Raw genomic sequence first — 14703 nt, forward strand, 5'->3', positions numbered from 1 at the left:
GGTCTCTTCACGCCGTCGCAGCGCGACGTCGCACCTTGATGACCGCGTCGGCGAGCACACGAACCGCCGCATCATTCAGCGCCCTCGTTTCGGAATCGACGTCGGGCCGCAGGGCTTTGAAGTGCAGAAACAGCCGCTCCGACTCCCGGAGGGGCAGGGTCCGCCCCTGCGGAACCGCCATCGCGAACCGTTCGGCCCGGTCGCGAAGACGCCGCGACTCGTCCGCCAGGCGAGCCCGCTCAGCCGAGTGTTCGCCGGTGGGCGCCGCACCATGGCTGCCCGACGAGCCCCTTCTCCGAGGTGCCCGATCGCGGCGCTCCTTCATCGGCCCGCCCCAGAATCCGCGCCCGGCCCGCGACGAGGCGAGGCCAGAGGCCGCCCTGGGAGACTTGGCGGTAACGAGACGGCGCCGGATGGCTCGAAGATCGTCGATCATCTGTCGAACCTCGGCGCCGTCGTCGGCGCGTCGGTACGCGACGAGGTCGGCCTGCAGATCGTCGAGCGTCTTCCAGGTCGGCCGGCGACCGGCCTCGACCGCATCGTGAAGAGCATCCACGCGACGGCGGAGAGCGTCGAAACGCTCTTGGTGAGGGGCCACGTCCGACGATCGCCTCGTCGCCGAATCGACAGCGCGTTGAGCGGGCACGGCCAGTGAGGCCACGGACGAAGTGCGCGTCCGGTTGACGAGTTCCTTCATCGCGGTGTCGAGCTCGGCGAGACGCCAGCTCGGGATGCTGCCGTCGGTGCGCGCAAGCCGAGCGAAGTCGAAGCGAACCGCTTCCACGACCTCACGCCGCGGCGCATGACCGCGCTCCATGGCACGCAAGAGGCTGTCGATCTTCTGCCCGACCTCGTCGGCGGAGATCGGTGGGCGGCTCGTCGCCGGACTCATGTGAGTCACATCGCAGCGACGCCCTGTCCCGTCACCGAGCAGCCGTCACACCTTCGGGTGAGTGCTCCGCTGAGTCCGTACGACCTCGACACGTCCGGGCCGAGGCCTGGGCTACAGGATCTCCTCCGAGGGTCTGCTGATCTCCGAACGCCGAGCGGTTAGGGTCGAATCGACAGAGTGACCGACAGCACGGGGGGTGGGTCGTCCTTGGCGGGCTCGACGAGGTCGGGGGCGGCCGGAGGTACTGCCGCTGCCGCCTATGGAATAAGCGGGCACGGCCGCACATGAGCGAAGCGATCGACAACCCGATCTTGAACTCGCCGTATGAGCAGCCCGACCGGTACTACGACATCGGACCGACGGGGCCAACCGGGTCGGTGCGCGACGGTCGGCGTCCGAGCGAGTCGTTCATCCCCATCGCCGTCAGCAAGAAGGACTCGAAGAAGGCCGGCCGAGCCGTGCAGTCGGAGATTGACTTCGACATCACCGGCGAACGTCGCGAGCGCAACACACTGATCAACGATCTCCGCCGTGACGTCGGCAAATGGCGGCGCAACGCATACGGCGGGGTCACTCCAATCAGTCGCAAGCTCCTTCAACACTGGGCCGACCCGGCGCGCGAGAACCGCGTGCTCTTCTGCCAGCGCGAGGCGGCCGAGACGGCGATCTTCCTGACCGAGGTCGCCGGCCGGCGATCCGACTACCCGGACTGGCGTGAGCGGCTCGAACCCCAGAACGCCGAGCACAACGATGGGCTTCCGCGGGTCGCGCTAAAGATGGCCACCGGTTCGGGCAAGACCGTGGTCATGGCGATGCTCATCGCGTGGCAGACCCTGAACAAGGTGCAGTCGCCGCGCGACGCCCGGTTCACCAACCGATTCCTTGTTGTCGCGCCCGGCGTCACGATCAAAGACCGGCTGCGCGTTCTCATGCCGGAGGACACCGAGAACTATTACGGGCTGCGCGACCTGGTGCCCGCCGACCTCCAGGGCGGTCTGGAGCACGCACGGCTGGTCATCACCAACTACCACGCGTTCCTGCTGCGCGACGCCAAGGAGATCCAGGGCGTCGCGAAGAACACTCGTCTGCTGCTCAAAGGCTTCAACACCCGCGACGCCTTCCAGGAGACCCCCAAGGCGATGGTGAGCCGGGTCCTACGCGACCTCGGAGGCACTGGGCCCGGCAGCCAGAAGATCATCGTCATCAACGACGAGGCCCACCACTGCTACCGCGACCGTCCAGTTGCGGCGGCCGACGGCAAGCGGTCGAAGGAGCAGGAGGACGCCAACGAAGAAGCGCGCGTCTGGTTCAAGGGACTGCAGGCGGTCGCGCAGCACGTCGGGATCAAGCAGGTGTTCGACTTATCTGCTACGCCCTACTACCTCAGCGGGTCCGGCTACTCCGAAGGTCACCTCTTTCCTTGGACGGTCAGCGACTTCTCTCTGATGGACGCGATCGAGTCCGGCATCGTCAAGGTGCCTCGCACCCCCGTCGACGACGACGCCGAGCACAAGCAGGTCACCTACCTGCAGCTCTGGGACTTCGTCGGCGACAACCTGCCGCGCCGTGCGTCGAAGGAAAAGGTCGAGAACTGGGTCCCCCCGAAGGAGCTCGAGGGCGCGCTCGCGAGCCTGCACCGCAGCTACGAAAAGGCGTTCCGGCACTGGGAGTCCGAGCTGGCCACCCACGGCGAGACGCCGCCGGTCTTCATCGTCGTGTGCCCAAACACCGTGGTGAGCAAGCTCGTCTTTGACTGGATCGCCGGCGAGACGATCGAAGACGGGACGACGACCGTCCACAAGCCCGGGAACCTCTCCCTGCTCAGCAATGTGGTCGACGGCGAGCCGCTGCCCCGACCGCGCACCATCCTCATCGACTCCGCCCAGCTCGAGTCCGGCGAGGGCATGAAGGCCGACTTCAAGCAGGCCGCCGGCGCGGAGATCGCGGCCTTCACCGCCGAGTACCGCCGCCGCAACCCCGGTGCGGACGTCGAGAAGATCACCGACGAAGAGCTGCTGCGCGAGGTCATGAACACCGTCGGCAAGCGCGGGCGACTCGGCGAACACGTCCGCTGCGTGGTGAGCGTGTCGATGCTGACCGAGGGCTGGGACGCCAACACCGTCACCCACATCCTCGGCATCCGGCCGTTCCGCAGCCAGCTGCTCTGCGAGCAGGTGGTGGGGCGCGGGCTACGGCGCCGGTCGTACGCCGTGAACGAGGACGGACGGTTCGAACCCGAGTACGCCAACGTCTACGGCATCCCCTTCCAATTCATCCCGACCGACAAGCCGGCGGTCGAGCCAACCGCGCCGCGGCGGATGCAGGAGGTGATGTCACTCGAGGGCCGCGAGGACCTGCGCATCGCCTTCCCCCGACTCGACGGGTATCGAGTCGAGGTCCCCGACGAGGAGATCTACCTCGATCTGCGGGATGCGCCGCGGTTCTACATCGGACCCAGCAGCGTGCCGCGGTGGGTGGAGATGCAGGGGATGGTCGGCGAGGGCGAGCACGAGGGTGGCGACCGGCGCTCGTATCGATCGCAAGAGGTGGCCTACGCGCTGGCCAAGCGGCTGCTCGACGCGCAGTTCACGAGCGCCGACGACAAGCGGCCGTGGTTGTTCCCTCGGCTGGCGGAGCTGTGTCGGTACTGGATCGACGAGCAGGTCGATACCGCTGAGGGCTGGGACCTCACCCCGCTCATGGCGATCACCGAGTTCCAGGCGACCGCCGCCGAGAAGGTGTGGGATGCGATCATCCGCTCCACCGATCGCCGCGGCCGCCTCCGCCCCATGCTCAACCGCTTCGAGCCGCGCGGATCGACGGCGAACGTCGACTTCCAGACCCGCAAACAGGTCGTGCCCACCGAGAAGTCCGAGGTCTCGCATGTCACGCTCGACGGCAAGGACGGCAACACCTGGGAGCAGCTCCTCGCCAGCGAGCTCGAGCTCAACCCGAACGTGACGACATACGTGAAGAACGACCATGTCGGCTTCACCATCCCGTACGTGCATGCCGGCCGGACCCACTCATACGTGCCTGACTTCCTGGTCCGGCTCCGGCCGCGCCCTGACGACGGCTTGGTGCGCACCCTCATTATCGAGGTGTCAGGTAGCCAGAAGAGCCCGGGCCCGACCCAGGCCAAGGCCACCACCGCTCGCGACTCGTGGTGCGCCGCGGTGAACAACCACGGCGGTTTCGGCCGCTGGGGCTACACCGAGATGACCAAGCCTGTCGAGTTCAAGACCCGCCTCGCTGACGCCATCCACCAGCTCTATGTCGACGGACCGATCATCGGCGACCCCGACGTGCTCGACTTCGCCCTGACGCACACCACCGTGAGGAGCCCTCGTGGCGCGTAAGAAGGCAGCGGCCGGGCCCACGCCGGTCAACGCGATCACGCACGGCGACAAGCGCGCCAACATCCCGACCGCCGATGCCGAGGCGTTCGTCGACGACGACGTCGAGGCTGTCCGGAAGGTCCGCCACGACCGCGACGAGACCCTCGACCCGCAGCTCGTGTGGCGCGGCAAGTACGCCGATGACCCGAGCAGCGAGGGCGACGACGACCTGGTGGTCGACGCGCCGCCCATCTACATCCAGGAGAAGATCGACCCGCGCGTTCTGATCGAGAACCTCCGGCGTACGGCCGAGAGCCCCGATGACGAGCCGGAACTAGCGCTCTTCGACGACTTCGACGGCCTCGGCGAGCTTGACCTCGTCGACTTCTACCGGCACGACGCCAACTGGTCGAACCGGATGATCCTCGGCGACTCGCTACAGGTCATGAGCTCACTTGCCGAACGGGAACGCCTGCGGGGCAAGGTCCAGATGATCTACTTTGATCCGCCATACGGCATCAAGTTCGGATCGAACTGGCAGGTCTCTGCCCGCAACCGCGATGTCAAGGACGGAAAGCTCAACGACACGGCCCGTGAAGCGGAGCAGATTAGGGCTTTCCGTGACACGTGGGAGCTTGGTATCCACTCCTATCTTTCCTACCTGCGAGACCGCCTAGCAGTCGCCCGCGAACTTCTGACCGAGTCCGGTTCCTGCTTCTTTCAGATTGGCGACGAGAACGTCCATCTCGTTCGGGGACTGCTTGATGAAGTGTTCGGATCATCAAACTTCGTAAGCCAAATTACTGTTCGGAAGACCCATACCGCCGGAAGCCCGTCTGGCGGGACAGACGTTCTCGCATCCGTATCAGATTACCTTCTATGGTATGCCAAGGACCGAACCGGTATCAAGTACCGGCAGCTCTACGAATATCGAGGCGGGTACGACTGGGTCAACTACGACTATGTCGCAGGTGTGGACGGAAGCACCCGGCGGATAACACGCGAGGAGAAGACTGGATCGGTCCCGCTTACCGGTGGCGAGAGGGTCTATCGCCGCTCCCCTCTGACTTCGAGCTCGAGCCCGGATTCTGCGCGCTTCTCTGTCACTCATGGGAGCAGGTCGTACACGCCAGGAAAAGGCGGGTGGAAGACTAACCTCGAGGGAATGTCTCGGCTCTCGGCCGCAGACAGACTCGAAGCCTACGGCGAGACTCTGGCTTTTCGAAGGTTCACGGACGACTTTCCGTACTTCCCTCGGACTAATCTGTGGACCGACACTGCAAGGGGCGGGTACGGTGAGGATCAATGGTACGTCGTCCAGACCGGGTCGAAAGTCATCGAACGTTGCATGTTGATGTGCACTGATCCGGGAGATCTCGTCGTTGACCCAACCTGTGGGAGTGGGACCACAGCGTTCGTAGCTGAGCGGTGGGCGCGACGATGGATAACCATAGATACTAGCCGCGTGGCTCTCGCGCTTGCGCGCCAACGACTGATGTGCTCAAGGTATCCGTGGTATCTTCTCACTGACAGCGCGGAAGGAAATTCGAAAGAACAAGAACTGACCGCTCAATTGGTCCCTCGTCATAATTTTACGCATGACATTCGACACGGGTTCGTGAACGAGCGCGTCCAGCACATCACATTGAAGTCGATTGCCAACAACCCCGACATCAAAGCTGGGATGAGTCACGCCGAGATCGACGCTGCGGTCAAGCGCCACGCCGACTTTGAGTTGCTCTACGACCGTCCCTACGAGGACCTGAGGAAGGTGCGTGTCGCCGGGCCTTTCACCGTCGAGTCACTGAGCCCGCACCGCTCGCTTGCGTTCGCCAGCGACCCGGGGGCGCCGACCCAACAGTCGGCATCGGAAGGTGAGGCTGCGCAGGACGTCCACGGTGCGCGTTTCGAAGAGTCGATCCTCGACAACCTGTTAAAGGCTGGCATCCAGAATGGCCGCCGCGCCGAGCGGATCAACTTCTCGGCCTTCGATTCCTTCGCCGGCTCTTACGTCCAGGCGCTAGGCGAGAGGGCCGACGGACCCGAGGACGAGCCGCAGGGCCGTGTCGCTCTCGCGATCGGCCCGCAGTACGGCACCGTGAGCCCGCGATTCGTCAAGGACGCCGCTCGCGAGGCGCTCGCCGCAGAGAACGTAGGTCTGCTGTGCATCTTAGGTTTCGCATTCGAGCCCCAGGTCGCGGGCGTCACTGAGGACGACGGTGTCACGGTCGACGCGAGCGATGAGGGGTTCGCCAACGTCGCTGCCGAGCGCAAGCTTGGCCGCATCCCTGTGCTGATGGTGCGGATGAACGCCGACCTGCTCATGGGCGAGGAGCTGAAGAAGACCGGCGCGGGCAACCTCTTCACCGTCTTCGGCGAGCCTGACCTCGAGATTACCGATACCGCAGACGGGCTCGTGGTCCAGCTGCACGGCGTCGACGTCTACGACCCGACCACCGGCGAGGTGCGCAGCAAGGACACTGGCCAGATCGCCCTCTGGATGATTGACACAGACTACAACGACGACTCGTTCTTTGTCCGTCACTGCTACTTCACCGGCGGCAACGACCCGTACAAGCGACTGAAGACCGCGCTGAAGGCAGACATCGACGCCGATGCGTGGGCCTCGCTCTACTCGACGACCTCGCGGCCCTTTACTAAGCCGTCGACAGGGAAGATCGCGGTAAAGGTCATCAACGACTACGGCGACGAGGTCATGAAGGTGTTCGAGGTCTGAGATGACCACCTACACCGCCGCTCAGGCCGAGGCGATCGCCTGCCTCGACGAGCCGTTGCAGATCATCGCCTGCGCGGGCTCCGGCAAGACCCAGGTGATCTCTCAGCGGATCGCCCGCATTCTTGCCCAGCCCGGGGTCGAGCCGCGCCACGTCATCGCCTTTACTTTCACTGAGAAGGCCGCCGCAGAGCTCAAGGAGCGGATCCTCCAGCTCGTCGAGGAGGAGAACGGCACGGTCGTCGGGCTGGCCGAGATGTACGTCGGGACGATGCACGGCTACTGCTTGGACCTGCTGCAGCGCCTTGTCCCCGACACCTTCAAGTTCTCGGTGCTCACCGAGATCACGACCCGCCTGCTGGTCGATCGGAACAGCCGGAAGTCCGGCCTCACGACCTGCCCGACCTCGCTTGCGTCCACCCCGCACCTGAGGCGCTACATCCACTCGCGGCTCTACATGCAGGCCATGAGCGTGCTCCGCGAGGACGTCGTCGATGAGGCGCAGGTGCCGGCGGACGTTCGCGCATCACAGGGTGATTACCTGAAGCTGCTCTACGCCCACGCCAGCTTCGACTTCACTGAGATGATCAATCTCGCGGTCCAGATGCTGGAAGGTGATCCCGGGGAGAACCCCGCCATCGCGACCGTGCAAGACCACATCCGTGGCGACATCCGCTACGTCGTCGTCGACGAGTACCAGGACGTCAATCCCCTGCAAGAGCAGCTGGTGCGCGGTCTCGTCCGCCACGGCGCGAACCTGTGCGTCGTCGGTGACGACGATCAGACCATTTACCAGTGGCGCGGCAGCCAGGTCTCCAACATCGTCACCTTCGCCGACCGCTACGACGACGTCCGGCAAGTGACGCTGGCCGACAACTTCCGCTCCAGCGACGGCATCGTCGAGCTGGCGCGCTCGGTGGCCGAACGGATCCCCGACGACGAGCGGCTGACCAAGACGATGGTCTCGGCCGGCAGCCAGCAGTGGGAACGCGGTGACCTGCTGGCGCTGACTTTCGACCAGGAGCCCGACGAAGTCACCTGGATCTGCGACCGGATCGAAGCTCTTCGCGGGGTTCCCTTCCGCGCCGTTCCGCATGGCGAGCCACGGGGCCTGTCCTGGTCGGACTGCGCGGTCCTTTACCGCTCGGTGGCCAACGACGCAGGCCCCCTCGTGGCCGAGCTCCGCCGTCGAGGTATTCCCTACGTGGTCAAGGGCCTCAACCACCTCTTCGACTCGCCCGAGATCCAGGCCGTCGTCGGCATCTTCCGCGCGATGATCGGCGAGGTCTCCGACGACGACCTGCGCGGCCTCTGGGAGGACGCCGACCTGCTGCCGCAGCCGGAGCGGTGGACGCGCGCCTTGACCGTGCTCGAGGAGGGGCGGGACTTCGATCGCGGCAAGCGCTGGGGGGTTTACAACATCCAGCGCCTCTACCTCGACTTCCTCGAGACCCTGGAGCTGCGCGAGGAGACCATCCCGGGAGCCCCCGGCCGGGGCGAGCTGGTCTTCTACCAGCTGGGCAAGTTCAGCCAGGCGATCTCCGACTTCGAGCAGATCTACTTCAACACCTCTCCCGCCGCCAAGTACGACGCCTTTGCCAAGTGGCTGACCCACCAGGCGCCCGACTACTACGCCGACAGCGACGCCGATGCCGGCTACGCCGTGCCCGATGCCGTCACCATCGCGACCGTGCATCAGTCCAAGGGCATGCAGTGGCCCGCAGTGTTCATCCCCTGCCTGCGACGCAACCGTTTCCCGGCAAAGCGGCACGGCGGCGTGGGGCTGTTCCACGTCATCCCCGAGTCGGCGGTGGACCAGCCGGACCGGTACAAGGGCACCGTCGAGGACGAGACCCGCCTGTTCTACGTCGCCGTCACCCGCGCTCAGAAACACCTCGCCTTGACGTACTCGCCGGGCCCCAACCAGTTGTACCGGAATCGGTCTCCGCTGTTCGACCATTGTGCTGCGCAGACCCCCGTCTCGACGAAGCCGAGCTTGAAGCCACTCCCGGACCGGATCACGCCTACGGCGGCGCACGAGGTCCCGCAGGTCACCATCTCCTTCTCGGAGCTGAAGTACCTGCTGGAGTGCCCGTACTCGTTCAAGCTGCGCTTCCTGTACGGCTTCAACCCGCCGATCCACGAGGCCCTGGGCTTCGGCAAGGGTCTGCACGACGCGTTGGCCGAGGTCCACAAAGCTGCGCTGGCCGGCGAGGCCCTGGGCCCCGAGCACGCGTCCGAGCTCGTCGACCGGCACCTACACGTCCCCTTCGCCTACCCCGACCTGCAGGCCAATCTGCGGGCGGCCGCGATCAAGGCGATCCGCCGCTACTTCCGGATGCACGGCGACGAGATCGCCCGCACCATCCACTCTGAGAAGCAGATCCAGGTCCACGTCGCTCCTGGCATCACTGTGGACGGCCGGATCGACCTCATCCGCCGACTCGACACCGACGAGCTGGCCATCGTCGACTTCAAGTCGAGCGAGCGATCCCAAGACGAGGAAGTCACACGCGACCAGCTCCACGTCTACGCGGTCGGTTACGAGGAGCTCACTGGCGAGGACGCCGACCTCGTTGAGGTCCTCAACCTCGACGAAGCCGGAAAGAACACTCGCGAGGAGGTCGAAGACTCACTGCTGGAACAGATCAAAGAGCGCATCCGCGAGGCCGGCGAGAAAGTCCGAGCGAACCACCTTCCGCGGCTTGGGGACTGGCAACACGAGTGCGACAGCTGCGACCTCGCGGCTTTGTGCCGCGATCGCCCGGAATCGCGGCAATCGAGGCGTTCCGGGTGACCTTCATGCGGAGTTGCCACCATATCGTCAGCGCGTCGTGTTTGGTGCGGCGCATCCCTATATCGAGCGGTCTTGATGAATAGCAGTTTTAGGGTGTCGTCAGTCCAGCGACGTCTTGGCCCAGTCCGCCCGCACACGTACTGTTCGGGGTCGCCACTAACGAGGGGATTAAATGGTCACCGACGATGCCGGCGCGATCGAGAGGATGCTCGAGGCCGCGAGGCTGTTCGTCGAGCATGGGTTAAGCACGGACGACTCCGTGTTCACACCCGGCACGCCGATCTGGACCGCAGCTCACGCAGATGAGCTCGTGCGCCACTACGTCGAGAACCTCGATACAGGCACAGGCGGATTTTTCGAGAAGCTCACCGACCAGCTGGCTCAGGCGAGCGACGGCGCGGTCCAACTTATGGCAGAGCTGCTGTGTCTGAACACTTTGCCGCTCGCCGACTACACATCCACCAGGAAGCGCGCGAACGTCGAGCGGGTGCTCGCGATGATGAGCGAACCGGTGCCTATGCCTTCGTCGCTCGACCGTGCCATCGAGGGCGGTGCGTTCAATGGGGGCGTGGCCTTTAAGACGCAGCGGTGGGCGCAGCTGGCATTCCTCGTCGCGTTCCTCGCCCGATGGAAGGGGTTCGACGCAGCGCGCCGCGCACAGCTCCTGGCCGACCCGTACGCACTGCGCGACGAGCTCGTCGCTACGCCTACGCCGACGAACCGCGCCCCAGCTCAGCAGGCCGCGCTCGCCTACATGATCTTCCCCGGAACCTTCGAACCGATCGTCAGCGTTGACGACAAGAGGAGGATCCGCGCGGCATTCGCCGGTGAGATCGGCGGTGCCGGCGACGACGTCGACCGGGACCTCGAGTCGATCCAGGCGGTGCTCGCCGGACGCGAAGGTGGGTGGGTCGACTTCTACCGTCCACCTTGGCGGGAGCGGTGGCAACCCGTCGAGAAGCCCTCGCCGGAATCAGTACCGGCGCGCCGTGCGTGGTTCGTGCGCTCCGGCGAAGGCGACGAGCTAGTTGCGCGCTGGGTCACCGAGGGATGGATCAGTCGGCCAGCCGCTCACCTCGAGGACATCGACACCTCGACCGACCGCGACGGGATTCGCGCGGCGGTCGACCTCGGCTACAGCGGAACCTCGCAGCACGCGCGGGAGACCAAGGTCGACGAGATTGAGACGGTTCTGCATCGCATGCGCCCCGACGACGTTGTGCTCGCTGTCGTCGACGACGAGGCGTCCATCGGGAGGCTCACCAGCAAAGCGACGGTGGTCGTTGAGAGCGGCGAGGGTGCTCGGCTCCGGCGCGACGCTAGTTGGCGCAGCGAGCCCGTAGCAGTGTCGACGCTGCCGACGACGCTCGCCGCTCGGCTCGGCGCAAGGGGCGTTCTCGAGATCACCGAGCATCTGGAGGCCCTCGACGCGCTGCTCGCGGGCGAGGTTACTGGGGCCGGCGCGGCGGACCTGGTGCTGGAGCCCGCAACCGAGGAGCTCGCCGACCGGTTGCTCTTGCCGCGGGCGTGGCTGCAGGAGTGCGTCGACCTCCTTGGCGAGCAGCGCCAGCTGATCCTCTACGGACCGCCAGGGACGGGGAAGACATTCGTCAGCCGGGAGATCGCCCACCACCTCGCGGGCCGCTCATGCACGACACTCGTGCAGTTCCACCCGGCCTACAGCTACGAGGACTTCTTCGAGGGCTACCGCCCGACCGAGAGGGGCGAAGGTGCTGTGGGCTTCGCGCTCCAGCCCGGGCCCTTCCGGCGGTTGGTCGACCAAGCCCGGGAGAACCCTGCCGAACCCCACGTGCTGGTGATCGACGAGATCAACCGCGGCAACCTCGCGAAAATCTTCGGCGAGCTGTACTTCCTGCTCGAGTATCGCGGTGAGGCCATCGACCTAATGTACGGCGGAGCAGACGGCGAAGCGTTCACCCTTCCACCGAATGTCCTCGTCATCGGCACGATGAACAGCGCAGACAGGTCGATCGCCCTCGTCGACGCCGCGATGCGCCGCCGATTCGCGTTCGTCCCCCTCCACCCTTCGGAGGAGCCGACAGGGGGCCTGCTCCGGCGCTGGCTCAAGCGCCACGGGGTGCCGACGGTAATCGCTGACCTGCACGAGCACCTCAACGATCTGATTGATGATCCCGACATGAAGGTCGGTCCGTCGTACTTCATGCGCCCAACGGTGCGCCGCGAAGACGTACTCGATCGCGTCTGGCGCACCGCGATCCTGCCGCTGCTCGAGGAACACCATTATGGCGATGGAGTCGACGTGCGCTCCCGGTACGACCTGGCAACCCTGCAACGCGCCGTTGGCTGGTCGTGACCACCCTCGACCTCGTCGAGCATGCCGCACCGGTCGACGTCGCGATGCCCGACGATATCGGGGTGGCTCTCGCCGAGAGCGGCATCGCGACGGTCGCGCCGACCCGGCGCCCCGGTTGGTGGCGTGTGTCGGCCGTTCGCAAGGTCGGGGTCGTGGTGCTCAACGGCTTCGAGGTACGGATCGCGCCGAAGATTCCGGTCGCGCGCCTGCTGTTTCTCCTCGGGTATGCGCGGGACCCGAACCTCTGGCGCGATCCGCCGGTCAGGTTCGCCGAGGTCGACGATCTTGTCGCGGCCATCGCGCACGGCTTCGTCCGTCAAGCCGAGCGCGCCCTGCGCCACGGCGTGCTGCACGGCTACGTCGAGCGGGAGGAGTCACTGACGGTCCTGCGCGGGCGCCTGCGTACCGCCGACCAGCTTGCGCGCCGCCATGGGGTACCGCTGCCGCTGGAGGTCCGCTACGACGACTTCGTCGATGACATCGCCGAGAACCGCCTGCTGCGCACTGCCGCGCTCGTGCTCGCGGGGCTCCCGCGGGTGCCGGCGTCGGTCGCCGGCCGGCTACGGCGACTGAGCGCCCGATTGAGCGGCGCACGTCTGATCGCTCGACGCGAGCCGCGCCCGTCGTGGGCTCCAAGCAGGCTGAACGCCGGCTACGTGCCTGCACTGCGGTTAGCCGAGCTGGTGCTCGACGCTGCGTCGATCGAGCACGGGCGCGGTGCCGCGGCATCCTCGAGCTTTCTGATCGACACCTGGCGTGCCTTCGAGGACTTTGTCGGAACCGCCCTCAGGGAGGCGCTGGCGCCGCACGGTGGGTCGCTCGACCTGCAGAGCACGCGCGACTACCTCGACATCGCCAGTCGGGTCCAGCTACGCCCGGACATGGTCTGGCGTCGCGAGGGCAGCGTCGTCGCCGTCCTCGACGCCAAGTACAAGGTCGAGACGGATCGCGGAGTCCCCGAAGCCGACCTCTACCAGATGCTCGCGTACTGCACCGCCCTCGGCCTGCCGCGCGGGCACCTGCTCTACGCGCGAGGGCTCGGCCCGGTCCGCGAGCACAGGGTCCGGCGGGTCGGGACCGTGTTGTCCTGCCGGGCACTCGATCTCGATCAGGAGCCGGAAGCACTCCTCGCGGACGTTGCCTACGTGGCTATGGAGCTCGCCGAGGAGGCTGCGGTCGACGTGCAGCGCATGAGTTATCGGTTGAGCGAGACAGAACGATCGCAGCAGTGAGGGTCTTCGTGCCGGTCGTCCTGGACGCTGCCTCCATCCGCTCGAAGGCCACGCCGTCGCTGTCCGGCACAAACCACGACCAGCTTGTCCGCGCCGCTGAACGCGATCACGCCATACCCCATCCGTGGGCCTTGCACCCCTAATTACGACGGTGCGTCGTTTGGGCAGGCGAACCGGACTGACAGGTCTATCGCCGAGCTGAGGTCCGAGTCGGAGCTCGATCTGACCTCCCCGGCGCCGCTTTCCACCGGCGTCGGTTCTCTCGTGATGTCGGACGCGGAGGAGTCGCGAAGCGCGGTGAACAGCCGTCGTACCGTCGGCGGCCGGGTCGCCGATTTGGGACCCACATCCAGGACGCGCCCCGTCACGCGGCGAACGACGAGACGATGTCATCGAACGGTCAGACCATCGACAAGCCGGTGCCTCGAGGGCTTCCTCAGCCCACCGCCAAGAACTCCTCGTACCGCTCCTTCACTCGCTCGCGGTCGGGGTGCTGGGCCCGTTGCTTCGGCAGGGTCAGGGACACGCCGTCCATCGCCTGCAGCCCGTGCTTCAGCATCGGGCCGTCGATCTCCTCGAGGATGTCGCGCCGAACCGCGATCTTGTAGTCCGGTCGGACGCCCAGGACGTTGGCGTCGAACGCCCGATGGTGGATCGAGCACAACGACAGCCCGTTCGGCACGATCGGCGTTCCGCGCTCCTTTCCGTCCGGAATGATGTGCGCGGCGTCGAGCAGCTCGACATGCTTGAGCCGGCACATCGCGCACGAGCGCTCGTAGGCGCCGAGCACCTGCGCGCGGAAGACCGGCTGGTGGAGCCGAAGCTTTGTGAGCCTCTCCACCGTGCGGCGGCGGTCGACCTCGTCCGGCCCCGGCACGCCGAGCCAGCGCTGCTGGTTGCCGAGCGCCAGCGCCACGCGGAGGTTCTCCGGCTCGTCGCCGACGACGTACACGGGGTACTGCGCCAGGTACACGCCCTGAGCGACAGCGACGAACCACACGAGCGGGAGCTGGTGCTCGAAGGCGCGGCGCAGCGCGCGGTTGTCGGGGAAGTCCGGGTCGGTGCCGCGGTAGGCATAACGCACCAGTCCGTCGGGTCCCTCGACGTCCTCGTAGGGCGGCTTCCCGCCCGGCGGGGTCCAGGTCGTGCGGATCGAGAGCGCTGCGTCGAGCTGCCGCGGCTTGCAGATGCCTTGCTGGCGAAGGAGGAGCGCGACGGTCTGACCGTTGAACGGGAAGTTGGCGACGTCGGGCTGCGTGACGGTCTGCGTGCCGAGCTGCGTGCGCTCGTCGAGCCACCGCATCGCTGCCTCGCGCGCCGCGAGCTCGTCGAGGAGCGCCACGGGCAGGAGCTTGCCATCCCACCCGTGGCCCCG

General features: G+C 66.2%; 7 protein-coding genes. 5 read left to right on the forward strand and 2 right to left on the reverse strand.

From position 1 onward, the window contains the following. Positions 1-7: 7 nt before the first annotated feature. The gene (locus tag ACQPX6_RS29740) at positions 8-892 is read right to left on the reverse strand and encodes a hypothetical protein (RefSeq protein WP_433784417.1); all 885 of its coding nucleotides are present in this window, start codon (positions 890-892) and stop codon (positions 8-10) included. Between the two features lie 284 nt (positions 893-1176). Here ACQPX6_RS29740 and ACQPX6_RS29745 point away from each other — a divergent pair, with 284 nt between their 5' ends. The 5 genes from ACQPX6_RS29745 (at position 1177) to ACQPX6_RS29765 (ending at position 13328) form a co-directional block, all read left to right on the forward strand. After that, positions 1177-4251, forward strand: a complete 3075-nt coding sequence (locus tag ACQPX6_RS29745) for a BPTD_3080 family restriction endonuclease (RefSeq protein WP_433784418.1) — start codon at positions 1177-1179, stop codon at positions 4249-4251. Next, the gene (locus ACQPX6_RS29750; RefSeq protein WP_433784419.1) at positions 4241-6967 is read left to right on the forward strand and encodes a site-specific DNA-methyltransferase; all 2727 of its coding nucleotides are present in this window, start codon (positions 4241-4243) and stop codon (positions 6965-6967) included. The genes ACQPX6_RS29745 and ACQPX6_RS29750 overlap by 11 nt, the downstream gene beginning before the upstream one ends. A 1-nt stretch (position 6968) precedes the next feature. Continuing rightward, positions 6969-9761: an ATP-dependent helicase gene (locus tag ACQPX6_RS29755; protein WP_433784420.1), complete on the forward strand. Its 2793-nt coding sequence runs from the start codon at positions 6969-6971 to the stop codon at positions 9759-9761. 172 nt (positions 9762-9933) lie between these two features. Continuing rightward, positions 9934-12096, forward strand: a complete 2163-nt coding sequence (locus tag ACQPX6_RS29760) for an McrB family protein (RefSeq protein ID WP_433784421.1) — start codon at positions 9934-9936, stop codon at positions 12094-12096. Beyond that, entirely contained in the window at positions 12093-13328 is a 1236-nt protein-coding gene (locus ACQPX6_RS29765; RefSeq protein WP_433784422.1) for an McrC family protein, read from the forward strand. Before ACQPX6_RS29760 ends, ACQPX6_RS29765 begins: the two co-directional genes overlap by 4 nt. Before the next feature lie 436 nt (positions 13329-13764). Here ACQPX6_RS29765 and ACQPX6_RS29770 read toward each other — a convergent pair whose 3' ends face one another. Then, on the reverse strand, positions 13765-14670 hold the full coding sequence (locus ACQPX6_RS29770) for an HNH endonuclease (RefSeq protein WP_433784423.1): 906 nt from the start codon (positions 14668-14670) through the stop codon (positions 13765-13767). Between the last annotated feature and the right edge of the window lie 33 nt (positions 14671-14703).

Source organism: Actinomycetospora sp. CA-101289 (genome assembly GCF_050955895.1).
Classification (GTDB): domain Bacteria; phylum Actinomycetota; class Actinomycetes; order Mycobacteriales; family Pseudonocardiaceae; genus Actinomycetospora.